General features: G+C 61.9%; 21 protein-coding genes and 2 pseudogenes. 6 read left to right on the top strand and 17 right to left on the bottom strand.

The genetic code is table 11. The features are described from left to right. Window positions 1-126, top strand: a pseudogene (locus ABD819_RS14825) (IS481 family transposase); the annotation flags it as partial. An 84-nt stretch (window positions 127-210) separates the two neighbouring features. On the opposite strand, the gene ABD819_RS14820 reads toward ABD819_RS14825, so the two are convergent. The 9 genes from ABD819_RS14820 to ABD819_RS14780 all read right to left on the bottom strand — a co-directional run bounded on the left by ABD819_RS14820 (window position 211) and on the right by ABD819_RS14780 (window position 10,130). Beyond that, window positions 211-429: a hypothetical protein gene (locus tag ABD819_RS14820; protein ID WP_345125581.1), complete on the bottom strand. Its 219-nt coding sequence runs from the start codon at window positions 427-429 to the stop codon at window positions 211-213. Window positions 430-521: 92 nt separating this feature from the next. Next, the gene (locus ABD819_RS14815; protein WP_345125580.1) at window positions 522-1,502 is read right to left on the bottom strand and encodes a DUF4249 domain-containing protein; all 981 of its coding nucleotides are present in this window, start codon (window positions 1,500-1,502) and stop codon (window positions 522-524) included. 226 nt (window positions 1,503-1,728) lie between these two features. Further along, the gene (locus ABD819_RS14810; protein WP_345125579.1) at window positions 1,729-4,086 is read right to left on the bottom strand and encodes a TonB-dependent receptor; all 2,358 of its coding nucleotides are present in this window, start codon (window positions 4,084-4,086) and stop codon (window positions 1,729-1,731) included. A gap of 340 nt (window positions 4,087-4,426) precedes the next feature. Further along, window positions 4,427-5,131, bottom strand: coding sequence for an OmpH/Skp family outer membrane protein (locus tag ABD819_RS14805; protein ID WP_345125577.1), 705 nt, complete (start codon window positions 5,129-5,131; stop codon window positions 4,427-4,429). Window positions 5,132-5,675: 544 nt separating this feature from the next. After that, window positions 5,676-6,635: a succinylglutamate desuccinylase/aspartoacylase family protein gene (locus tag ABD819_RS14800; RefSeq protein ID WP_345125575.1), complete on the bottom strand. Its 960-nt coding sequence runs from the start codon at window positions 6,633-6,635 to the stop codon at window positions 5,676-5,678. Window positions 6,636-6,853: 218 nt separating this feature from the next. Next, a complete protein-coding gene (gene rimK, locus ABD819_RS14795; protein WP_345125574.1) occupies window positions 6,854-7,807 on the bottom strand; it encodes a 30S ribosomal protein S6--L-glutamate ligase in 954 nt (317 codons plus the stop codon). Window positions 7,808-7,956: 149 nt separating this feature from the next. After that, window positions 7,957-8,433: an ATP-dependent zinc protease family protein gene (locus ABD819_RS14790; protein WP_345125573.1), complete on the bottom strand. Its 477-nt coding sequence runs from the start codon at window positions 8,431-8,433 to the stop codon at window positions 7,957-7,959. Between the two features lie 179 nt (window positions 8,434-8,612). Continuing rightward, on the bottom strand, window positions 8,613-9,785 hold the full coding sequence (locus tag ABD819_RS14785) for a PQQ-dependent sugar dehydrogenase (RefSeq protein ID WP_345125571.1): 1,173 nt from the start codon (window positions 9,783-9,785) through the stop codon (window positions 8,613-8,615). A 42-nt stretch (window positions 9,786-9,827) separates the two neighbouring features. After that, window positions 9,828-10,130 carry a 2TM domain-containing protein gene (locus tag ABD819_RS14780; RefSeq protein ID WP_345125569.1) on the bottom strand — a complete coding sequence of 101 codons (303 nt, stop codon included), beginning with the start codon at window positions 10,128-10,130 and terminating at the stop codon, window positions 9,828-9,830. A 189-nt stretch (window positions 10,131-10,319) separates the two neighbouring features. Between ABD819_RS14780 and ABD819_RS14775 the strand changes: the two genes are divergently transcribed. Continuing rightward, entirely contained in the window at window positions 10,320-10,853 is a 534-nt protein-coding gene (locus tag ABD819_RS14775) for an O-acetyl-ADP-ribose deacetylase (protein ID WP_345125567.1), read from the top strand. A 6-nt stretch (window positions 10,854-10,859) separates the two neighbouring features. On the opposite strand, the gene ABD819_RS14770 is transcribed toward ABD819_RS14775, so the two are convergent. From ABD819_RS14770 to ABD819_RS14750, 5 genes are all read right to left on the bottom strand, one after another. Further along, window positions 10,860-11,618 (bottom strand): hypothetical protein, encoded by a 759-nt coding sequence (locus ABD819_RS14770; protein ID WP_345125566.1) that lies wholly within the window; start codon window positions 11,616-11,618, stop codon window positions 10,860-10,862. A 43-nt stretch (window positions 11,619-11,661) separates the two neighbouring features. After that, on the bottom strand, window positions 11,662-12,543 hold the full coding sequence (locus ABD819_RS14765) for a 4-hydroxy-3-methylbut-2-enyl diphosphate reductase (RefSeq protein WP_345125564.1): 882 nt from the start codon (window positions 12,541-12,543) through the stop codon (window positions 11,662-11,664). Window positions 12,544-12,680: 137 nt separating this feature from the next. Then, complete coding sequence (gene cmk, locus ABD819_RS14760) at window positions 12,681-13,370, bottom strand: (d)CMP kinase (protein WP_345125563.1); 690 nt, start codon at window positions 13,368-13,370, stop codon at window positions 12,681-12,683. A 31-nt stretch (window positions 13,371-13,401) separates the two neighbouring features. Next, window positions 13,402-13,806 (bottom strand): hypothetical protein, encoded by a 405-nt coding sequence (locus ABD819_RS14755; RefSeq protein WP_345125561.1) that lies wholly within the window; start codon window positions 13,804-13,806, stop codon window positions 13,402-13,404. Between the two features lie 87 nt (window positions 13,807-13,893). After that, entirely contained in the window at window positions 13,894-14,055 is a 162-nt protein-coding gene (locus ABD819_RS14750) for a hypothetical protein (protein WP_345125559.1), read from the bottom strand. A gap of 73 nt (window positions 14,056-14,128) precedes the next feature. On the opposite strand from ABD819_RS14750, the gene ade reads away from it, so the two are divergent. Beyond that, window positions 14,129-15,784: an adenine deaminase gene (ade, locus tag ABD819_RS14745; protein WP_345125558.1), complete on the top strand. Its 1,656-nt coding sequence runs from the start codon at window positions 14,129-14,131 to the stop codon at window positions 15,782-15,784. A 135-nt stretch (window positions 15,785-15,919) separates the two neighbouring features. Beyond that, the gene (locus ABD819_RS14740) at window positions 15,920-16,426 is read left to right on the top strand and encodes a hypothetical protein (protein WP_345125557.1); all 507 of its coding nucleotides are present in this window, start codon (window positions 15,920-15,922) and stop codon (window positions 16,424-16,426) included. A 166-nt stretch (window positions 16,427-16,592) separates the two neighbouring features. On the opposite strand, the gene ABD819_RS14735 is transcribed toward ABD819_RS14740, so the two are convergent. Both ABD819_RS14735 and ABD819_RS14730 read right to left on the bottom strand, forming a co-directional pair. Next, window positions 16,593-17,000, bottom strand: coding sequence for a response regulator (locus tag ABD819_RS14735; RefSeq protein ID WP_345125555.1), 408 nt, complete (start codon window positions 16,998-17,000; stop codon window positions 16,593-16,595). 74 nt (window positions 17,001-17,074) lie between these two features. Further along, window positions 17,075-18,049, bottom strand: a pseudogene (locus ABD819_RS14730) (PLP-dependent cysteine synthase family protein); the annotation flags it as partial. Window positions 18,050-18,297: 248 nt separating this feature from the next. On the opposite strand from ABD819_RS14730, the gene sucD reads away from it, so the two are divergent. Beyond that, window positions 18,298-19,179, top strand: a complete 882-nt coding sequence (gene sucD, locus ABD819_RS14725; RefSeq protein ID WP_345125554.1) for a succinate--CoA ligase subunit alpha — start codon at window positions 18,298-18,300, stop codon at window positions 19,177-19,179. A 91-nt stretch (window positions 19,180-19,270) separates the two neighbouring features. Here sucD and ABD819_RS14720 read toward each other — a convergent pair whose 3' ends face one another. Then, window positions 19,271-20,005: a hypothetical protein gene (locus ABD819_RS14720; RefSeq protein WP_345125552.1), complete on the bottom strand. Its 735-nt coding sequence runs from the start codon at window positions 20,003-20,005 to the stop codon at window positions 19,271-19,273. 165 nt (window positions 20,006-20,170) lie between these two features. Between ABD819_RS14720 and ABD819_RS14715 the strand changes: the two genes are divergently transcribed. Next, entirely contained in the window at window positions 20,171-21,580 is a 1,410-nt protein-coding gene (locus ABD819_RS14715; protein ID WP_345125551.1) for a mercuric reductase, read from the top strand. Window positions 21,581-21,795: the final 215 nt, after the last annotated feature.

Raw genomic sequence — 21,795 nt, 5'->3', positions numbered from 1 at the left:
TTTGCCAAACGCCTCAAACGGCTCAAGGGATTGACACCCTACGAATTTGTTTGTGCGGAATGGCGGAAAAATCCTAGTAGCTTTATTCGAGAACCGACCCACCATACTCCGGGACCATACACCTAGGGCGGTCAGACCGGGCCAAGACCCCAAATTTGGTTAAGGACAAGCCGGTGAACGGCGAGGCTTTTGATTCCGGTTATTGGAAGTCTACCAGCGGCGGCCATGACCACGGTAGCCGTAGCTGGGCCGGGGCGCGTAGTACACGGGGCGCGGAGCGTAGTACACGGGGCGCGGAGCGTAGTACACGAGGCGTGGGGCATAGTGCCGACCACCACCGATACGCACCGAAACCTGGGCTGAAGCCGCCTGGGTACCCATCAGAATAAACAACAGGCCCAGGGTCAGAAACAGTGATTTAGTCCGCATAAGCATTCGCGCCGGAGCGTTTTGGTTAATTGATGGTGGAGGACAACTACCCTGCTAAGACGCCAAACCCTGGGCCGGGTTTAAGCGGGCAGCTAGAAAATCCGGATGCGGTAGGTGACATCGGTGGCCCCGCCAAACAGGCCGTAGCCGGAGCGCACGTTGGAGGCCAGCGGAGCGGGCTCGGCAAAGGGGTTGCCGTCGCTGTCGTAGTAGCGGCGGCGCGAGAGGTAGAAATTGTAGGCTTCGGGCGTGATGCTGCTCACGTGTACTTCGAGGTAGCCGGGCAGCGGGCAAGGGCCCTGGAAACAGTTGCGGTAGAAGCGCACATCGGTGCTGAGGGAGATGCGCTGGCCGTTCAAGTCGGTATCGGCGAAGGGGTAGATGCTGTACTGCTGCTGCGGGCTCGACAGCTGGAACTGCCCGATGCTCACGCTGCTGCTCTGGCTGTCGTAGTCCACATCCACCGACGACCATGGCCCGGGTTGGCCCTGCTGGTCGAGCACGCGGGCGAAGGCCAGGTAGTAGTTGGCCGCGTTCGGGTCATCCTGAATCACCAGGTTCAGGCGGCCCTTAAATACATTGGAATTGGGGACTGCTGCGGTGCGGTCGACGTAGCTGCCGCTCACCACCGCGGCCGGCGTGGGCATGGTGAGGGTGCTTTCGGCGGTTTCGAGGCCGGGCAGGCTGGCGCGCAACGTGTAGCGCTGGCCCACCTGGGGCCGGAAGCCCAGCACCGGCCGGTAGAAGCCGGGCAGCGTCGTGAAGCCGCTGTTGTTGATGAGCGTGGGCCGGTAGCGCTCCACCACGGCGCCGGCGGCATCGCGCAGCTCCACGGTGGCATCGGGGCGGCCCAATAGCTCACGGGTATCGAACACGCGCTGGCTGTTGCTGATGTAGAGCTGCCGCTGGACGTAGAGCTCCTGAAACGAGGAGTCCTGCGGGTTGGTGGTGAGCGTGTAGCGCAGCGCCACGCGGGGCGTGTGCGGCGGCTCGGGCAGGTTCACGGTGGTTTCGCAGCCGACCAGGGCCAGAGCCGCGAGGAGTACGGCGAGGGGGAGAAAATGGGTTTTCATGGTATTAGAGAGACAAGGAGGAGGGCCGCCAGCACTTGTACCGCGAAATTCCATTTCGCCCCCGCCCGACACCCGAACGAGAGGCAAATGGCACGGGGGCGAAATGAAATTTCGCGGTACAAGTGCTTTCAGGCAAATGGCGCGGGGGCGAAATGAAATTTCGCGGTACAAGTGCTTTCAGGCAAATGGCGCGGGGGCGAAATGAAATTTCGCGGTACAAGTGCTTTTAAAACCGGAACGTTTTGCTGAACGATGGCAGGATGGGAAACAGCGACACCTGCTGGTAACTCAGGTCGTTGCTGCCCGCCGCGCGGCCCAGATAGATGAAATATGGGTTCCGGCGGTTGTAGGCGTTGTAGACGCTGAAGCTGTTCACGACTTCGCCCCAGCGCTTCTTCTTGGTGTGGCTCAGGTCGAGGTCCATGCGGTGGTAGGCGGCCATGCGGTAGCTGTTGCGGGTGCCGTAGTCCTCAAACGTGTCGTAGGGTCCCAGCGCGTAGCGGCCCTGCGAGAGCGTCACGGCCTGCCCGGTGCCATACACGAACGTGCCCGAAAGCGTGAGCTTCGGGCTGAACTCGTGAATAACCACCAGCTTGAAATCGTGCCGGCGGTCGTACTTGTAGGGATAGAGCAGGCCTTGGTTCAGCTCGGCAAAGCGGCGGTTGCTCCACGAGAGCGTGTAGCCAATCCAGCCGGTGGTTTTGCCGGTTTTCTTCTGCAAAAACAGCTCGGCCCCGTAGGCCCAGCCCTGCCCGCTGGTGATTTTGTTCTCGTAGCCATCGTCGGAAGTCCCCACGAAATCGGCCCCTTCCTTGAACTCAATCAGGTTGTTCATGGGCTTGTAGTAGGTTTCCACGCTCAGCTCAAAATCCTCGTCGTGGAAGCGCAGGTTGCGGGCCGCGCCCAGGCTGAACTGCTGCGCCGTCTGGGGCTTGATTTTGGCCGTGGCGGGCACCCACAGGTCGGTGGGCAGGCCAATACCGCTGTTGGTGAGCAGGTGCACGTACTGCGTGGTGCGGGCGTAGGCGGCTTTCAGGGCCCATTCTTCGGTGAGCAGGAAGCGGGCGGCCAGGCGCGGCTCGATACTCGGGTACAGCTTCTTGTCGACCAGAAAGTTGTTCACGCGCAGGCCCACGTTCACCTTCAGGCGGTCGGTTACCTTCATGTCGTCTTCGGCGTACACGCTGGCTTCGTCGGCCGCGATGCGGCGGCCGGTGGCCCGGTTCTGCGTGGGGTCGGAGCTGCCATCGGTTTGCAGCGCGCCGGGCCGAAACAGGTGCCGGATGTACTGCCCGCCGAAGCGGATGTAGTGGTTGGGGTTGGGCACGTAGTCGAAGTCCGACTTCACGCTCAAATCCTGAATATTGGACAGGTAGTTCAGCGAAAACTTCTCGTTGCGCAGCTGGCCGTTTTCCCGGAACCGGTCGTCCTGCGCAATACCCACGTCGAACTGGTAGCGCGTGTAGGTGAAGTGGGTGTTCATGAACAGCCGGTCGTTCACGATGTGGTTCCAGCGCAGGGCGGCCGTGCGGTTGCCCCAGCCCAGGGAGCTTTTCTGCTTGAAGTATTCGTCGCCTTTCGTGGTTTCGTCGTTGGCGTAAAACTCGTCATAGCCGTTGTAGCCGCTCAGGTAGAGGCGGTCGCGGGCCCCTACTTTCCAATTCAGCTTGCCGTTGAGGTCGTAGAAATAGTAGCCGGCCACCAGCCCATCGGCATTGGCCTTGATGAGCGGCCGGGCCAGAATATCGATGTAGGTGCGGCGGGCCGAAAAGATGAACGAGGCCGTATCCTTCTTAATCGGGCCCTCCAGCGTCAGCCGCGAGGCAATAATGCCGATGGCGCCCTCGCCGTGCAGCTTCTGCATGTTGCCTTCCTTCATGCTGATATCGACCACCGACGACAGCCGCCCGCCGTACCGCGCCGGAAATCCCCCCTTAATCAGCTCCACGTTCTTGATGGCATCGGCATTGAACACCGAGAAAAAGCCGAACAGGTGCGAGGCGTTGTACACCGGCGTGCCATCGAGCAGAATCAGGTTCTGGTCGGGCGAGCCGCCGCGCACGTACAGGCCGCTGCTGCCCTCGCCCCCGCCCTGCACGCCGGGCAGCAGTTGGAGCACCTTCAGCACGTCGGTTTCGCCAAAGAGCGCGGGTAGCAATTTAATCTGGGCCACCGGCACGTTGATGGTGCCCATGCGCGTGCTTTCGGTAATTTTCTCCTCCCGGCTGCCCACCACTTCCACGCCCGCCAGCTCAGCCGAGGAAGCTTTCAGGCGGAAATCGCGGGTGAAGCTGCGGCCGGCCGGCTGGGCCAGTCGCTGACGCTCATAGCCCAGCGCCGACACCAGGATTTTCACCGAATCGGTGCTCGGGGCCAGCGTGAGCGAGTAGAAGCCGTAGGTATTGGTGGTGGTGCCCTGGCCGCTGGCCGGATGCACCACGGCCACGCCGGGCAGGCTTTCGCCGGTGGCCCCATCGCGCACGTACCCGCTGATGGTGAACCGGTTAGTTTGTTGTGCCTGGGCGGTAGCGGCACTCAGCAGCACCACGCTGCTAAGCGCGGCCGTGCGGAAAAGTGTTTTCATGCAGTATAAAAAGGTGTGGAAAGGATATGCCCCCAACGGCAGAAGGGCAGTTTTTATTGGAGAGGCAATTTGGGGGCTCAAGGTTGTATGAGAACGAAAAAAAAGAACGTCATGCTGAGCGAAGTCGAAGCAGCTCTACCGCGCCACCTGTCATCCTGAGCGCAGCGAAGGACCTTCTCACGCTTGGACGAATTGTTCAGCGGTGATAGGATGCTTCGCTCTGCTCAGCATGACAGGCGGCGCGGTAGAGCTGCTTCGACTTCGCTCAGCATGACGTTCTGCTTTGACGCTCTGCTTTGACGCTCTACTGTGACCGTCTATCACATAAACCAGGCAGGATTTACTTCCTGCGGTACTCCGCATTCAGGTAAGCCAGCACGGGCGTGGTGATGTCCAGATTCTTCTCGCCGTAGGCGATGGTGCCGCTGGGGGCGGCAATCAGAATCAGCTTGTAGCCGCGGGCTTTGCCGTAGGCCTCCACCTTCTTGTTCACGCTGCTGAGCACGCTCTGGGTCAGCTTAGCCTCCTCCTCCTGGGCCTGGCCCTGGAGCTGCTGCTGCCGCTGAGCCACCTCCTGTTGTTGGGCCTGGAGCTTCTGCTCGGTGGCGGCGCGCTGCTGGTCGGTCAGGGTTGGGGCCTGCTTCTGGTAGGCCTCCACGGCCGCTTTGAAGCTGGCCAGCATGTTCTGGTTCTGCTTCTCCCAGCCGCGGGCTTTGCTCTCGAAGGCTTTGCGGGCGTCTTTCATGCCCTGGTAGCCGTCGAGCATCTTGCCCGATTCCACGTAGGCAATCTTGCCATCGAAGCTGCCGCTGGTGGCGGGGGCGGCAACAGTAGTCGTGGTGGCGGGCTCGGTGGTTTCGGTTTCGGCAACGGCCATGGCGGCCGTGTCGGTGGCCGTGTTCAGGTCCGGCGAGGCCAGCACGGCCACGGATTTGTCGGTGGCAATGGCCGGGGCGGCCACTTTGTGGTTGAAATGCAGGAAATACAGCCCGGCCACGGCCAGCGCCAACACAATGTTAATGGTTAACTGAAGAGGGTTTTTCATGGAAACAGCAAGTGAATAATTCGTAAAAGTAAACCGCCGGCCCCAGCTAGCGCGGTGCTGCCCATTCGGAGGCAGGGCAAAAGCACCAAATGCACAGTTAGCTTTTTTGACTGTTGAGTCAAAAAGCCGAAGCATCGACTCCAGTATCTGAAGGCGCTTTTGCCCGAATATTATTTGTGTCGGTGCGTCGGCCTGACTTTTACCAAAATTCAGTTCAACCTACATTTAATCAACATTTTACCAATAAAAATTTGCTAACTACGCATTTGATGCTTTTGCCCTGCATTCGGAGGCCAGAACCAAGCTGGCCGAAGTTTAGCGCGCAGCGCATGACTGCAGGCTACTCCATAACGCAAGTTTGTAACTCGCTACCACAAAGCGGCAATTTCCACCCATTAAGCGGGAACGAAGCAGGCGTAAATGGTGGCTGCGCCCCCGTGAGTCAGAGACTCACCTTACGTAATGGCGCGCAGTTACGTGCGGCGCGCTAAACTGCGGCCAGCGTGCGTCGCTCATTCTTCATTCCCCATTAAGCACAAAAAACCTATTCCGGCACGGCAATGTGCAGCAGCGCATCGCCCTGGTTCACCACGGGCATGTAGTTCAGGCCGATAACGTAGCCGCTCACCGGCGACTCCAGCCGCACGGCCTGCTGCCCGTACGGGTCGGCCACGGAGCCATAAATCTGGCCCTTTTCGATAAACTGACCGTTCTCGACGTGGGCCCGAAACAGCCCCGCAAACCGCGCCCGCAGCCAGGTATGCCGCCGACAAATGATGCCCGGCCGGGCCGGCGGCGGCGCAGCCGGCCCAATGCCCAGGTGGTGCATCACCCGCAGCGTGCCCGCCAGCGCCTCCTCAATACCGGGCTCGTCCAGTCGCAGGCTTTCGCCAGTTTCATACACAATAATGCGCTTGCCCAGCTCCTGCGCCGCCTCGCGCAAGGAGCCGGGCCGCAGCCCCGCGTGCAGCGTAAACGGAGCCGCGAAAGCCGCCGCCATCGCGTCTACCTCCGGGTCGACGCCCAGCAGGCAGCGCACCTGCGGGAAGTTGGCCCGCTGCGCCCCGCCGGTATGAAAATCAATGCCGTAGTCAATCAGGGGCATGATTTCGCGCATAAATCGGTGGGCCACCCGCCCGGCCAACGACCCGCGCGGAAACCCCGGAAACGAGCGGTTCACGTCCTTACCGTCGGGTACGTCGCGGCTGAAATTCAGAAACCCATAGATGTTGAGAATGGGAATGGCGATGATGCTGCCCCGCAGCGGCGTCAGCATGTCGCGCCGCACCAGCCGCCGAATGGTTTCGATGCCGTTCACCTCGTCGCCGTGCATGCCGCCCATCAGCAGCAGCGTGGGGCCGGGCTCGGTGGCGCGCAGCACGTGCACCGGCACGTCAATCACGGTGCCCGAGGGCAGCTTCGAAATCACGAGCCGCGTGAGCACCCGCTCGCCCGGCTGAATGGTGAGGCCGTTGAGGTGGAACGGGGCGGCGGTGTAAGGCATGGTAAATGAGGAAGAACGATAAACTCCCCTCCTTACCAAGGAGGGGATGTTTCAGCGAAGCTGAAACGGGGGTGGTTGTGGGCGTTGAACTACACCCGGACGACTTAGCAAACGGCGCAGTAACCATCGTTCGGGTATCGTTCAACGAATCCAACCACCCCCGTCCGAGCCGTTGGCTCGAACATCCCCTCCTTATCCAAGGAGGGGAGTTATCCGTGCTACTTGCCGGTGGGCACGTCCGACTGGGCATCCACGGCTCGTTCGGTCTCTTTTTTGGTTTTAGGCTTGGGCTTCCGGCGAGCAGCCAGGTTGGTCGTGTATTCGATGATACGGCCGGCGATGTCCTGCTGAGTGGCTTTTTCGATGCCCTCCAGGCCGGGCGACGAGTTTACTTCGAGCACCAGCGGGCCGCGCTTGCTTTGCAGCATGTCGACGCCGGCAATGCCCAGGCCCAGGGCTTTGGTGGCCAGCAGGGCGGCGGCCTTTTCGGCGCGGGTGAGCTTGACGAGCGTGCCCACGCCGCCGCGGTGCAGGTTCGAGCGGAACTCGCCCTCCTTGCCCTGGCGCTTCATGGCCCCTACCACTTCGCCATCCACCACGAAGGCGCGCAGGTCGGCCCCCTTGCTTTCGGCGATGAACTCCTGCACGATGATGCGCGCCTTGAGGTTGTGAAAGGCCTCAATCACCGATTGCGCGGCTTTCACCGACTCGGCCAGCACCACGCCCAGGCCCTGCGTGCCTTCCAGCAGCTTGATGATGACCGGCGCGCCGCCCACCTGACTAATCATGGCGGGCACGTCGGCGGAGTTGTTGGTGAAGGCGGTTTTGGGCATGCCCACGCCGGCGCGGCTCAGAATCTGCATCGAGCGCAGCTTGTCGCGCGAGCGCACAATGGCCTGGCTGTCCACGGCAGTGCGCACTTTCATCATCTCGAACTGCCGCACCACGGCCGTGCCGTAGAACGTGACCGAGGCCCCGATGCGCGGAATAATGGCATCAAACCCGACCAGCGGCTCGCCCCGGTAGATGATGCCCGGGTGCCCCTTTTCCAGCACCAGATTGCACTGCAAATGGTCGATGACCACGGCTTCGTGCCCTTGGAGCTCGGCCGCCGCCACCAGCCGTTGGGTGGAGTAGGATTTCGGCTCACGCGAGAGAATTGCCAGTTTCATCTGGGTGGTGAATTGGTGGGTGGTGAAAGGAGGAAGCGCGGAGGGGTAGTACGTTGGCGAGCTGCCGGAGACGAAAAAACGGTCTATTAATGCATCATTCTTCGGTCACCGACCAGCTGGTTTAGCAGCTCATCGCCCTACAAAACTAATCAGGGCCGGGCGCGGCGGGCGGCTGCCGGGGCCAGCGACTTGTAGGAAAGGTTGCGTTTGGCCACGTCGACCACGAAGCGGCCCTGCCGCAACAGGCTGCGGCCCAGCAACACCGGGTATTTCATATCGGAGCGGTCGGATAGTGAAAAGTCGGCCTCAAAATCTTCCCCGTAAAGCCGCACCACCGCCCGAATGACGTACCGCTCCTGCACTTCGCCGTTCGACGAGCGGATGTCGCGCAGGGCAAACTCGGTGAATGTCAGCGGCCGGCCATCCGCGTCGGCGTGGCCGGGGTCGAGCAGGCGCACCGTGAGCACGGGCCGGGGCCGGCCCGCCGCTTCAACGTGAATATCGGTGCAGTGGATGGCGCTGGTGTAGGCCCCCGTGTCGACTTTGGCTTCGACCCCGCCCAGTGCAAAGGCGGGGAAGTCGACCAGTTCGCGGCGGCCCAGCAGGCGCTTGAGGGGGCGTTTCATAGGGTGAATATAGAAGGGAAGGAGGTAGGCATCAAATTAAGAACGTCATACTGAGCGCAGCCGAAGCATCTCGCGTGTGATAGTAATCCTGACTATTGGGTTTACTTCTGCACGCGAGATGCTTCGGCTGCGCTCAGCATGACGGTCTGCTTTCTCGCTATTTAGCTCAAAAATTTCCCCTACCGGCCGTAAGAAATCCGGAACACCGCCCCGCCCTGGTCGTCGCTCACCAGCATGGAGCCATCGGCCAGCACCAGCAGACACACCGGGCGGCCCCAGCTTTCCTGGCCCTGCAGCCAGCCTTCGGCGAAGGTTTGATAGCCGGTGGCGGCTTTGCCGGCGGCATCCAGCTTCACCATTGAAATCTTATAGCCGCTCTTTTTGCTGCGGTTCCAGGAGCCGTGCTCGGGGATGAAAATCTGGCTGCGGTACTGGGCCGGGAATTTGCTGCCGGTGTAAAACTTCATGCCCAGCGCGGCTACGTGGGCGCCCAGCTTTTGGGCGGGCCTGGTGTACATGTCGGCGGTTTTGCCGGCGCTCAACTCGGGGTCGGCCACATCGCCGGCGAAGAAATACGGAAAGCCGAAGTGCTGGCCGGGCTTGGCCAGGCGGTTCAGCTCATCGGCGGGTAGGTTGTCGCCCAGCATGTCGCGGCCGTTGTCGGTAAACCACAGCTCTTTGGTTTTCGGGTGCCAGTCGAAACCCACCGTATTGCGCACCCCCGTAGCAATGTTCTGGAAGCCCGTACCGTCCGCCTTCATCCGGTTGATAGTACCGAAAATGGGCTGTTCGGGCTCACAGGAATTGCAGGGGGCACCCACCGGCACGTAGAGCAGGCCATCGGGGCCGAAGGCGATGTAGCGGTAGCCATGCCAGGCGTTGTCGGGCAGCTTATCGTAGACCACCACCGGCCTGGGCGGGGTTTTCAGGTTGGCCGCGATGTTGTCGAGGCGGGTAATACGGTTAATTTCGGCCACGTAGAGGCTGCCCTGGCGCACGGCTACGCCGTTGGGCGCGTTCATACCCGTGGCAATGGTGAGCACGGCGTCGGCCTTGCCGTCGCGGTTTTTGTCGGGCAGGGCATAGACTTTGCCCTTGGTACCCTGGGCGTTGGTGCCCACGTACACGGTGCCGTCGGGGCCCACGGCCAGCTCGCGCGCGCCGGGCACGTTCCGGGCAAAGTAGCTGATGCGGAACCCGGCGGGCAGCTTGATTTTGGCCAGGTTGGCTTCGGCCGTAGTAGCGGCAGGCGTGGCGGCCGGCGTTTCCTTCTTCACCGGAGCCGGGCCGGCGGCCATCAGCAGGGGCGCGGCCAGCAGCGGGGCCAGCAGGTGCGAGAGGTTGTTCATCATACCCGCACAAACTGCCGGCCGCCGCCGAAGGTTGCACCCCGCCTACCGGTAGCGGTTCAGCGGGTCCGGGGCCTGCTCGCGCACCAGCCGCTCGTATTCGCGCTGGGTGCGCTGCGACCGGCCAAAATCGCCGTAGGCTCCCAGCCCGCTCATCACCACGCCAATGCCCCAGAATATGGTCGACCAGATGGGCCAGGGCAGGCCGCCGTCGTGGTGCCGGTCGGTCAGGGACCAAATCACCCAGAGGCCGCAGTTCACCAGCACGTACGTCACCAGGTGCGCCTGGAATTTGGTGCGGGCTTTGGCTTTCTGCCACAGTTCGGGGTTGCGGTTTGAGGTTTCCATGCGCTTGGGGATTGAGGTTGCAGAAGGCTGGTTGAAATGACTGATTAAATATAGCGGTTTTACTAAACGGCCCGCCACTTTCTGTTGCCGAAGCGGCGGGAAACCCGGTCCAGGCATCAAATGCCGCTGCCGAAGCGTAGGCAGTTAATCGCGAATTTTCCTGGCGCATTACCTCAGCTTCCAAAATCCATGGCCCCTACCCTTTCTACTCGCATCCAGCTGGTGCAGGGCGACATTACCCGCCAGCAAGTCTCGGCCATTGTCAACGCCGCCAATTCCAGCCTGCTCGGGGGGGGCGGCGTGGATGGCGCTATTCACCGCGCCGGCGGCCCCGATATTTTGGCCGACTGCCAGAAAATTCGCGCCCGCCAAGGCGGCTGCCAAACCGGCGAGGCCGTTATCACCACCGGCGGGCGGCTTCCGGCCGCGCACGTCATCCACACCGTGGGCCCGGTCTGGAACGGCGGCCACAAGGGCGAGCCCGAGCTGTTAGCCAGCTGCTACCGCAACAGCCTGCGCCTCGCCGCCGAGCACCAGCTGGCCAGCGTGGCCTTCCCCGGCATCAGCACCGGCATCTATGGCTACCCAAAAAAAGAAGCCGCCGCCATTGCCGTACGCGAGGTACAGCAATGGCTGGCGGCGCATGAGTTTCCCCAGACGGTGGTGTTCGTGGCCTTCGATGAGGAAAGCCGGCGGGGGTACGAGCGGGAATTGCAGCCGTAGCGTAGGCTAGCGGGTTCCGGCCGGGCGGGTCACGTACTCATTGTACCCCTGCACCACTTTCACCATTTCGCGGTAATGCACCTTTCTTGCGCGCAGGGCCGCCACCAGTTCGGGGTCATCGTGGAAGTAGGCAGTCATTTGGGCAATAAACTCGACCCTCTCCACTTTAAGTAGTTCGCCGCCTTGCCGGCGCAGGTACCAGCTTCGGTTGGGATAGGCACCCACGCCGAGGCCGCCCATCACCATAGCGCCGGCCACGCCACCAACTGGGACCATCACAGCCCCACTCTGCACCATTTCGGTATAGTTGAACAGCTCCACCGGACCATTCACCACGCGCGTGGCAATGAGGTGCTTGCGCTTGCCTTTCAGTATCATGTGTTCCTGATACAGGCCATTGAGCTTGATGGACTGCACCTTATCCACATCAATGCTGAACGGCTCGCGGCCGAACCGGTCCAGGTCCTCCTTGTGCCGATGAAAGGGCAGGTACTTACTGAAGCCCATCAGGTTGATGGGAATCCAGACAACGTGCGTCTTGCCATCCGGCCCCAGAATCTCGGCCTTGCCGAAACCCCTGATGCTGTTATCCAGGTAGCTCGTGCCGATGGCCGCCGTCAGCGAATCATCAACGGCGATGGGAGCAGGAACTGCTACCGGCACTGAAGTAGCTGGAGTAACCGCCGCCGCGCCCGATTCCTGGGCGTTGGCCTGGCCGGCAGCAGCCAGCGCCACCAAAGTGGCTAATAATAGATGTGCGTTCATCAGTAGTGGGAAAGGCAATTCCCAAATTTACGGCCGGCGGCGCTTACGCCAGCTCGCTCACGCCTTCTACCCGCTCAGCCACCTGCTGCATCAGCCACAGCGGGGTGCTGGTGGCCCCGCAAATGCCCACCGAAGTTGCGCCAGCCAGCCAGGCCTCGTCTACTTCGGTCTCGTTTTCGATGAAGTAGCTGCGCGGATTCACGCCATTCACCACCGAAAACAGGGCCTTGCCGTTGGAGCTTTTGCGGCCGCTCACGAACAGTATTACATCGTGCTCAGTCGCGAAGCGGGCCAGGGCCGGCTCGCGGTTGCTCACCTGCCGGCAAATGCTGTCGTTGGCATCGAAGCTATCAAGCGTGCCGCCGGCAGCCTGAATCCGGGCCTCCATCAGGGCCTTCATCTTGTAGAAGCCGGCCGTGCTTTTGGTGGTCTGGCTGAAGAGCGTGACGGGCCGGGCAAAGTCAATCTGGTCGAGGTCGGCCTCGCTCATCACGATGATGGCGCGGTTGCCGGTCTGGCCCGTGAGGCCAGCTACTTCGGCGTGGCCGGGCTGGCCGTATATCACAATCTGGCCGTCCTGGCGCTGGCTCAGGTCGAAGGCGTGCTTCACGCGGTTTTGCAGCTTGAGCACCACCGGGCAGCTGGCGTCAATGAGCTCCAGGTTGTTTTGCAGGGCCAGCTGGTAGGTTTCGGGCGGCTCGCCGTGGGCCCGGATGAGCACCTTGCAGTCGTGCAGCAGGGCCAGCTCCTCGCGGTCAATAATGCGCAGGCCCTGCTGGTGCAGGCGCTCCACTTCCATACGGTTGTGCACAATGTCGCCGAGGCAATACAGCTGCTGGCCCTGAGCCAACTCGTCCTCAGCCATCTGAATAGCGAATTCTACGCCGAAGCAGTAGCCGGAATTTTTATCAATCGTAACCTTCATGCTGTGAGTCTAACACCACTGCGGGGGCAAGGAGTTCGCCGGGGCAAAGGTACGGCCCATGGCGGCAGCGCCCTTCGCAAAAAAGGAACGTCATGCTGAGCGCAGTTGAAGCATGACGTTCCTCGTGGTATTATCCCTTACCCTTGTGGCGCGAAGAGTGCGGCCGATACGCGCTCCAGCACGAAATCGACCTGCTCGTCAATCACCAAATGGGTGGTATCAAGCAGCACGGCATCGGCGGCGCGGCGCAGGGGGCTTTCGGCGCGGGTCGAGTCGAGGTGGTCGCGCTTGCGCAGGTTTTCAATAATGTCGTCGAGAACCACCATTTCGCCATTCAGAGCCAACTCCATCTGGCGGCGCTCGGCGCGCACCACCACATCGGCGGTCATGAATACCTTCACTTCAGCGTCGGGGAAAACGGTGGTGCCGATGTCGCGGCCATCCATCACGACGCCGCGCTTGCGGCCCATGCGCTGCTGCTGGGCCACCATGGCGTGGCGCACCATGGCAATGACCGACACCTCGCTCACGGAGTTGGAAATGACCATCTGGCGGATGTCGTCCTCGCGGTTCACGCCATCCAGAAACACCTCGTTGCGGCCCGTGCGGCGGTTGCGGCGGAAACTAATGGTCAGCTCGTGCAGGGCGGCTTCGACCCGGCCCAGGTCGTCGAACGGAATCTGGTGTTCGAGCAGGTGCAGCGTCACGGCGCGGTACATGGCCCCGGTGTCTACGTAGGCGTAGTGCAGGGCGGCGGCTACGGCCTTGGCCGTGGTGCTTTTGCCACAGGAAGAGTAACCATCAATGGCGATAACGAGTTGTTTCATAACGACGCGGGCGGCCATTGGCCCCGCAAGATTACGAAATCCAAGCCTTACGAGCGGCGGGCGGGGTCTGCAACCGGGCCGGCACCGAGGCAAAAAAGGCGGCTACCGACGCGCTTTCTCCCTCATTCAGTTGCGCATCGACCAAATGAAAGGGGTTAAAAAAAAATCGGCCGGCCAGCCCCACGCCCGTCGTGTTGTCGCGCCCGGTGCCCCATTCGCCCCGGTACACCTGCACCAGGCACTGCCCCAGGTAGCAGCCCAGTGCCATCACCACGCCCGGCCGCTCGGCGGCCGCCAACACGCCCCGCTGCGCCTGAATGAAGTTGGCCAGGTGCGCCACGCCCTCAGCATCGAATGCCCTTAATTTGAGTTGCTCCCGTACTTGCTCGGCAGCGATGTTGATGGAATCGAGGGGCGTGGGAGTGGTGTCGGACATTAAACGGGGGTGAAAGTGGAATGCGACGGGCAACGCGCTAGTTGTTGTGCCTGCCGCTGTTACATAAGCGTGGCCGATGGCTCCAGGTTAATGCCCGCAGGGGCACGGCACCGACTTTCCGCCGCTGTGGTGCTTGAACCACGCGGTTTTTTTCTGCTGTGCGGTGCGGCGGGCACAGCCACTCAGCAGGCTGCCGCCCAGGGTCAGCAGGAGCGCTAGCGTGAGTAGCCACGACAAAGATTTTCTCATAGCCAGGTCATTTTACTCAAAGTTAAGGTTCTTTGCGGCCCCGCTTACCGGCTTTTGCTTTTTCCTCAACCGCATGACTGCTTCTTTCACGCTCACCGCCAACGTCGTCGACGTCTTTGCCCGTTCCATTCAGCCGGCCACTATCCACGTCGAGGCCGGCCGCATTGCCCGTATCGTGCCCACCGGGGCCACTGCTCCCGATGCGGCCCTGCCCTACGCCCTGCCCGGCTTCGTGGATGCCCACGTGCACGTCGAAAGCTCGCTGCTGGTGCCCACCGAGTTTGCCCGCCTGGCCGTGACGCACGGCACGGTGGCCACGGTGAGCGACCCGCACGAAATCGGCAATGTGCTGGGCGTGGCCGGCGTGGAATTTATGCTGGAAAACGCCAGTCATTCGCCGTTCAAGTTCTGCTTCGGGGCCCCCAGCTGCGTGCCGGCCACGCCCTTTGAAACGGCCGGGGCCGAAATCACGGTTGCCGACATCGCCAGGCTGTTTGAAAACCCCAAAATCGGCTACCTGGCCGAGATGATGAACTGGCCCGGCGTGCTGCACCGCGACACCGACGTGATGGCCAAAATTGCCCTGGCCCACGCCGCCGGCCGCCCCGTGGATGGCCACGCCCCCGGCCTGCGCGCCGACGACGCGGCCCACTACGCCAGCGCCGGCATCAGCACCGACCACGAGTGCTTCACCGCCGCCGAGGCCCTGGATAAGCTGGCCGTAGGCATGAAAATTCTCATCCGCGAGGGTTCGGCCGCCCGCAACTTCGATGCGCTCATCGAGCTGCTGCCCGAACACTACGCCAACCTGATGTTCTGCTCCGACGACAAGCACCCCGACACACTCATTCTCGGCCACATCAACCAGCTGGTGCAGCGCGCCGTGGCCCTCGGCAACGACGTATTCCACGTCCTGCGCGTGGCCTGCGTGAACCCCGTGAAGCACTACAGCCTGCCCGTGGGCCTGCTGGCCGAAGGCGACCCCGCCGACTTCATCGTGGTGACGGATTTGCAGGATTTCGCCGTGCGGCAAACCTACCTCAACGGCGAGTTGGTGGCTGAAAACGGGCAGTCGCTGCTCCCCGCCACGCCCATTGCCGTGGTCAATAACTTCCACGCCCAGCCCGTGGCGGCTGCCGATTTTCGGCTTACCGCCCCCACCGGCCAGCCCACGCTGCGCGTCATCGAGTGCTTCGATGGCCAGCTCATCACGGCCCGCGTTGACCTGCCCGCCACCGTCGAAAATGGTCTGGTTGTATCCAACGTGGCCGACGACGTGCTCAAACTGGCCGTTATCAACCGCTACCAGCCGCAGGTGGCCCCGGCCCTGGCCTTCATTCGCGGCTTTGGGCTGACGCACGGCGCGCTGGCCAGCAGCGTGGGCCACGACTCGCACAACATCACCGCCGTGGGCTGCGACGACGAGAGCCTGGCCCGCGCCGTAAACCTGGTTATCCAGGCCAAAGGTGGCCTGGCCGCCGTGGGTGCCGACGGGCAGGAAATCCTGGTGCCGCTGCCCGTCGCCGGCCTGATGTCGGACCAGCCCGGCCCCGCTGTGGCCGCCGCCTACGCCGCCGTCGATGCGCTGGCCAAGCAGTTCGGCTCGCCCTTAGGCGCCCCGTTTATGACGCTCTCCTTTATGGCGCTGCTGGTAATTCCGAGCCTGAAACTGAGCGACAAGGGCTTGTTCGATGGTCAGCAGTTCACCTTTGTGGACGCGGTGGAATAAGTAGGCGTTGCCAGTTTTTCGATTGCAAAGGCAATTTTTGCCGCTTTGGTAGCGTATCAGCCAGTCAGGGTGAGATAGAACCGCTTGCCCGACTGCCTGACAACTTTCTATATGCCCTTGCTGCTTCCAATTTCATTGCTTCCGCCGACTTTCCGGCCTCTACTCAACTGCTGGCCCCTCCTGCTGCTATTGGTTGCCCTCACATTGCCGGCCACCGCCCAGAAGTACCGCACGGCCGCGGGCGTCCGGAGCGGCGGGGGTAGCTACGGCCTCACTATTCAGCAGCTGATACTACCCAAAACCACCCTGGAAGGTCTCGCCATGTTTGCGCCCCGCGAGCGCAGCGCCACGCTTCTGGCCGAGCGGCACTTTGGCATTCTGGGCCCCAGCCTGAACTACTATTTCGGCGCGGGCGGGCACTTCGGCCGCCACCGCGACGACGGCCCGTTCTGGGGTTTTGATGCCGTTATCGGGGCCGAATACAAAATTGCTTTTCTGCCCGTTGTATTATCGCTCGATTTCAAACCGACCATCGAGTACGGCTCGGCCGACTGGAACCGGTTTCCCACCGCGTTTTCGGTGCGCTACATTTTCATCAAGCAGAAAAAGACCGGCATTTTCCGGGTGCTGGATAAGTTTTAGCGCGGTTCTACAAAGCTTACAAAAGCAGAACGTCATGCTGAGCTTGCCGAAGCATCTCTACCGGGTAACTAATCCTTGCGATTGGGTTACGCTTGCGGTAGAGATGCTTCGACTGCGCTCAGCATGACGTTCTTGATTTATTCGTCAGCTGAAGTGGCTTTTACACTTATTGGAAGCGCTTTTCCAGCAGCTTCTGCATTTTCTCTTCGGTGAGGGGCTTGGTCAAATACTCCACGTTGGGGTACTGGGCCACGCGGGCGGTATCGGCCCCGTGCATAGAGGTGGTGAGCACGGCCATCACCGTGCGGTCCTGCACGAGTTGGGGCAGGGCATTGTACAGCTCCAGGAACTCGAAGCCGGAGATGCCGGGCATCTTCAGGTCCACGAATACCAGGTCGGGCGTGGGGCTGCTGCCGCCGCTCTCGCTGCCCCAGAGCTGCTCAAACGCCTCATCAGCCCGCGAGAACGTGCTGATTTGGTCGGCTACGGCCAGGCGGCCCAGCAGGCGGTTGTTCAGGAAACTCGTGGTTTCGTTGTCATCCACCAAGACGATATGATTCAGGTTTGCAGGCATAGGACAGAAGTTATTAAGCTAGCTTTTACGAAGATACAGCGCTAGAGCCGTACCTCCAATCGGTTTGTCTAGGCCAACCAGCCCTGGGCGCGCATCCACTCGTCGTTATAGATTTTGCCCAGGTAGCGGGTGCCGTGGTCGGGCAGGATAATGACCATCGTGTCGCCTTCCTTCAGGTGTTCGCGGGCGTACTCCAGGGCCCCGAAAACCGCCGAGCCGCAGCTCCAGCCAACAAACAGGCCTTCTTCCCTGGCCAGGCGGCGGGTCATCACGGCCGCATCCTCGTCGGTCACTTTGATGAAAAGGTCAATCTGGTCGAAGTCGACGTTCTTGGGCAGAATATCTTCGCCGATGCCTTCGGTTTTGTAGGGGTAGATTTCGTTCTCATCGAAAATCCCGGTTTCCTTGTACTTCTTGAACACCGAGCCGTAGGTGTCGAGGCCAATCGAAACGATGGCCGGGTTCTGCTCCTTCAGGTACTTGCTGACGCCTGAAATGGTGCCGCCCGTGCCCACGCCGGCCGCCCAGTGCGTGATTTTGCCTTCGGTCTGCTCCCAGATTTCGGGGCCGGTGGTGTCGTAGTGCGCCGCGGCGTTCGAGAGGTTGTCGTACTGGTTGGGGTAGTAGGAATTGGGCGTTTCCTGGCTGAGGCGGCGGGCTACGGAATAGTAAGAGCGCGGGTCTTCGGGGGCCACGTCCACGGGGCACACCACTACTTCGGCACCCACGGCCCGCAGGATGTCCTGCTTTTCCTTGCTCTGCTTGTCGCTCATCACAAACACCGCCTTGTAGCCTTTGGCGATGGCGGCCAGCGCCAGGCCCATGCCGGTGTTGCCGCTGGTACCCTCGATAATGGTGCCGCCCGGCTGCAGGAGGCCCGCTTTTTCGGCGTCCTCCACCATCCGGATGGCCATGCGGTCCTTCACCGAATTGCCGGGATTAAAATACTCTACCTTAGCCAGCACGGTGCCTTTTATGCCCTCGGTTACTTTGTTGAGCTTGACAAGAGGCGTGTGGCCGACGGCCTCGATAACGTGATTGAAATACATTGAATATAGTTGGGTGGGAATTCTCGCGTGATGGTACAAAGGTAAGACCTTCGGCGGCGCGGCGCGGCAGAACGAGTACCGCGAAATTTCATTTCGCAACGAGCGCAGCTAGTGCCGCCATCCGCACGCCTGCTAACTCGCTGTGCTCGTCGCGAAATGAAATTTCGCGGTACTCGTTCTACTTTTGCACCACCGTTGCCCGTTCGGGCGGCCTTCCCACTCCATCAATTTCCCAAAAACACCTCCGAATGAGCGTTCTGGTCAATAAAGATTCCAAGGTTATCGTGCAGGGCTTCACCGGCTCCGAGGGCTCGTTCCACGCCCAGCAAATGATGGAGTACGGCACTAACGTGGTGGGCGGCGTGACGCCCGGCAAAGGCGGCACCGAGCACCTGGGCCAGCCCGTGTTCAACACCGTAGCCGAGGCCGTGGCGAAAGCCGGTGCTGATACCAGCATCATTTTCGTGCCCCCGGCTTTCGCCGCCGACGCGATTATGGAAGCTGCTGATGCCGGCATCAAGGTGATTATCACCATCACCGAAGGCATCCCGACCAAGGACATGATTGCCGTGAAGCAATACCTCTCGGAGCGCCCCAGCGTGACGATGATTGGGCCAAACTGCCCCGGCGTGATGACCGCCGGCGAGTGCAAAGTGGGCATCATGCCCGGCTTCATCTTCACTAAAGGCAAAATCGGCATCGTTTCCAAGTCGGGCACCCTGACTTACGAAGCCGTTGACCAGCTCACCAAAGCCGGCCTGGGCCAGACCACGGCCATCGGCATCGGCGGCGACCCCATCATCGGCACCACCACCAAGCAGGCGGTAGAGCTGCTGATGAACGACCCCGAAACCGAAGGCATCGTGATGATTGGCGAAATCGGCGGCGGCATGGAAGCCGAAGCCGCCCGTTGGATTAAAGAAACCGGCAACAAGAAGCCCGTAGTAGGCTTCATCGCCGGCCAGACCGCCCCTCCCGGCCGCCGCATGGGCCACGCCGGGGCCATCGTGGGCGGTGCCGACGACACGGCCGCCGCTAAAATGGCCATCATGCGCGAGTGCGGCATCCACGTCGTGGATTCGCCCGCCGAGATTGGCGACACCATGCTGCGCGTGCTGGGCGGCAAGTAAGCCTCGGCTTCAATCAGCTATTTCAGTTACAAAAAAAGCCTCAGCATCTGCTGGGGCTTTTTTTGTGGTTCGTGGGGTGCGGGTGCGGCCCCTACTCGTCCAGGGTGGTATTCTTATCCAGATTAATAACAATACCGACCTGAAACACGGAATTTGCGGCTTTGAGGTATTTGTTGTTGCGGAGGCCGAAAATCTGGCCGCTGATTATTTGCAGCTGGACGGGGCCGGCAATCTGGGTGCGGGTGAAGGTGATGGGCTCCAGAAACAGGTTGCTTTCGCCGGGGGCGGCCAGGCCGTCGATTTTGAAGTTGTTGAGCTGCATGTAGCTCATGCGCAGGGCCGCGCCGTAGGTGAGGGGAAAGTCGCGGTTGAAGAGGTGGATGTTTTCGCGCTTCTTACGGGCGTAGTTTACCTGGGCAAATACCTTGGAGAGGCTGCCGTTGAGCTTGCGGGTGGTGAGCTGCTCGTCGTTGCGCTCGATGCGCTGGGTGCCGCCGCCGCCGCCGCCCACGTACACTTCGAGCACGCGCTTGTCGGGCAGGCGGGTGAAGTAGCCGAGGCTGGCTTCGGCAAAGTCGATGTCCTCGGTGCGGTCGGTTTTTTTGCGGTGCAGTGAGGAGAACGTGCCGGCCACGGCCAGGTGGTTGGTGAGGCCGTAGGCCCCTTGCAGGGCATAATTGGTGTGCTGATTGGTGCTCACGGCCCCGTAGAACTCGCCCTGGTGCGTGAGCATGGGCGCGTGGGGCGGCGGCGGAAAATACAGCGAGGCGCAGCCCGTGAGGCCAGCGAGAACAAGCAGGAACGTGAGGCGCAACAGGTGCTTCATAGCAGCGGAAAACGGGAACGGCGTGGGCAAGCCAACGCTTGATACGGCAATTTCGTGTTTCTGCCGGACTTGGGCCCGCTGCACCGGGCATTTTCGGGGCACTCCACCGAAATGCCAAGCGCTGCCGTATGGTAAGACAGCACCTTTACTCACCCGCGTTTCTTTATGCCCGCTACTTCTTTCGACGCCATCATTATCGGTTCTGGCCAGGCCGGCAACCCGCTGGCCACCGCCCTGGCCGAGGCCGGCCGCCGCGTGGCCCTCATCGAGGAAAACCGCCTGGGCGGCTCCTGCATCAACTACGGCTGCTCGCCTACCAAAACCCTGCTGGCCACCGCCGAGCGCCTGCACCAGCTGCGCACCGCCGCCGCCGTGGCCGCGCCCGAAATTCCCAATGCGGCCCAGCTCACGGTCGACCTGGCGGCCGCCGTGGCCCGCAAGGATGATATCATCGGCAAGATGCGCAAGGGCATCCGGGCCAATCTTACGCAGAAGCACGACGTGACGCTTTTGGAGGGCCACGCGGCTTTCACCGGCCCCCACGCGCTGCTCGTCACGCTGGCCAACGGAAGCACCAAAGACGTAACGGCTCCGCTCATCTTCATCAATACGGGCACCCGGGCCGCCATCCCGGACATAAGTGGGCTGGCCGATTCGGGCTACCTCAGCACCACCCAGCTGCTCGATTTGAAGGAGCTGCCCGAGCACCTCATCATCCTCGGCGGCGGCTACATCGGCCTGGAGTTTAGCCAGATGTTCCGGCGCTTCGGCAGCCGCGTGACCATCGTGGAAGCCGGCCCGCAGCTGCTGGAACGCGAGGACGATGACGTGTGCCAGGGCCTGCAAGCGGCGCTGGGCCAGGAAGGCATTGAGTTTGTGATGGGTGCGCGGGCCCACGGCGTGAGCCGCGGCCCCAGCGGCAGCATCACGGTATCGGTGACGACCAGCGCGGGCGAGCGCCGCCTGCGCGGCTCCCACCTGCTGGTAGCTACGGGCCGCACCCCCAATTCCGACAAGCTGGGCCTGGGTTTCGCGGGCGTCAAAACCGACGACAAAGGCTATATCCTCGTCGATAATAACCTGCGCACCAACGTGCGCGGCATCTACGCGCTGGGCGACATTCACCCCGGCCCGCAGTTTACCCACCTTTCCTACGACGACTACCGCGTGGTGCGCGACGCGCTGCTGCACGGCCGCAAACGCTCGGCCCGCCAGCGCCCCCTGCCCTACTGCGTATTCACCGACCCGCCCATGGCCCGCATCGGGCTGAGCGAGGGCCAGGCCCAGGAGCAGAAAATGCCCTACCGCGTGGCTACCATGCCGGTCAGCGTCATCGGCCGGGCCCAGCAGACCAGCGAAACGCGCGGCTTCTGGAAGGTGCTGGTCGGCAACGACGACCGGCTGCTGGGAGCAACCTTACTCGGCCCCGAAGCCGGCGAAATTATGGCCATTATCGAAGTAGCCATGGCCGGGCGGCTGAAGTATCAGCAGCTTCAGGAAATGATTTTTGCCCACCCAACCTGGGCGGAGGGGCTGAACAATGTGTTTCGGGAGTTGAAGCGAGTGGGGAAGTAGGCGGGCGCTGGCGGCGAGTGGGGGGGAGACGGGTTGGCAATAGCGAGCCGTTGGCGGGGCCTTGTCCGCCAATTACCCGGCGAGCGTTTCCGCTGTTCCGGCGGAGGCTTCCGCTGTCCCGGTTGGGGCTTCCGCTGCTCTGGCTGGGGCTTCCGTGGCTCTGGCTGGGGCTTCCGTGGCTCCGATGGGGTTTCCGCGCTTCCGGCGGGCGTTTC

Origin of the sequence: Hymenobacter antarcticus (assembly GCF_039539545.1) — a bacterium.
Classification (GTDB): Bacteria; Bacteroidota; Bacteroidia; order Cytophagales; family Hymenobacteraceae; genus Hymenobacter; species Hymenobacter antarcticus.
The sequence above is the reverse complement of the archived record's forward strand: the minus strand, read 5'-3'. Positions and strand labels throughout refer to the sequence as shown.

Coding starts and splice junctions, on each gene's coding strand:
- ABD819_RS14820 (WP_345125581.1), bottom strand. CDS start 429: ATGCGGACTAAATCACTGTTTCTGACCCTGGGCCTGTTGTTTATTCTG.
- ABD819_RS14815 (WP_345125580.1), bottom strand. CDS start 1,502: ATGAAAACCCATTTTCTCCCCCTCGCCGTACTCCTCGCGGCTCTGGCC.
- ABD819_RS14810 (WP_345125579.1), bottom strand. CDS start 4,086: ATGAAAACACTTTTCCGCACGGCCGCGCTTAGCAGCGTGGTGCTGCTG.
- ABD819_RS14805 (WP_345125577.1), bottom strand. CDS start 5,131: ATGAAAAACCCTCTTCAGTTAACCATTAACATTGTGTTGGCGCTGGCC.
- ABD819_RS14800 (WP_345125575.1), bottom strand. CDS start 6,635: ATGCCTTACACCGCCGCCCCGTTCCACCTCAACGGCCTCACCATTCAG.
- rimK (WP_345125574.1), bottom strand. CDS start 7,807: ATGAAACTGGCAATTCTCTCGCGTGAGCCGAAATCCTACTCCACCCAA.
- ABD819_RS14790 (WP_345125573.1), bottom strand. CDS start 8,433: ATGAAACGCCCCCTCAAGCGCCTGCTGGGCCGCCGCGAACTGGTCGAC.
- ABD819_RS14785 (WP_345125571.1), bottom strand. CDS start 9,785: ATGATGAACAACCTCTCGCACCTGCTGGCCCCGCTGCTGGCCGCGCCC.
- ABD819_RS14780 (WP_345125569.1), bottom strand. CDS start 10,130: ATGGAAACCTCAAACCGCAACCCCGAACTGTGGCAGAAAGCCAAAGCC.
- ABD819_RS14775 (WP_345125567.1), top strand. CDS start 10,320: ATGGCCCCTACCCTTTCTACTCGCATCCAGCTGGTGCAGGGCGACATT.
- ABD819_RS14770 (WP_345125566.1), bottom strand. CDS start 11,618: ATGAACGCACATCTATTATTAGCCACTTTGGTGGCGCTGGCTGCTGCC.
- ABD819_RS14765 (WP_345125564.1), bottom strand. CDS start 12,543: ATGAAGGTTACGATTGATAAAAATTCCGGCTACTGCTTCGGCGTAGAA.
- cmk (WP_345125563.1), bottom strand. CDS start 13,370: ATGAAACAACTCGTTATCGCCATTGATGGTTACTCTTCCTGTGGCAAA.
- ABD819_RS14755 (WP_345125561.1), bottom strand. CDS start 13,806: ATGTCCGACACCACTCCCACGCCCCTCGATTCCATCAACATCGCTGCC.
- ABD819_RS14750 (WP_345125559.1), bottom strand. CDS start 14,055: ATGAGAAAATCTTTGTCGTGGCTACTCACGCTAGCGCTCCTGCTGACC.
- ade (WP_345125558.1), top strand. CDS start 14,129: ATGACTGCTTCTTTCACGCTCACCGCCAACGTCGTCGACGTCTTTGCC.
- ABD819_RS14735 (WP_345125555.1), bottom strand. CDS start 17,000: ATGCCTGCAAACCTGAATCATATCGTCTTGGTGGATGACAACGAAACC.
- sucD (WP_345125554.1), top strand. CDS start 18,298: ATGAGCGTTCTGGTCAATAAAGATTCCAAGGTTATCGTGCAGGGCTTC.
- ABD819_RS14720 (WP_345125552.1), bottom strand. CDS start 20,005: ATGAAGCACCTGTTGCGCCTCACGTTCCTGCTTGTTCTCGCTGGCCTC.
- ABD819_RS14715 (WP_345125551.1), top strand. CDS start 20,171: ATGCCCGCTACTTCTTTCGACGCCATCATTATCGGTTCTGGCCAGGCC.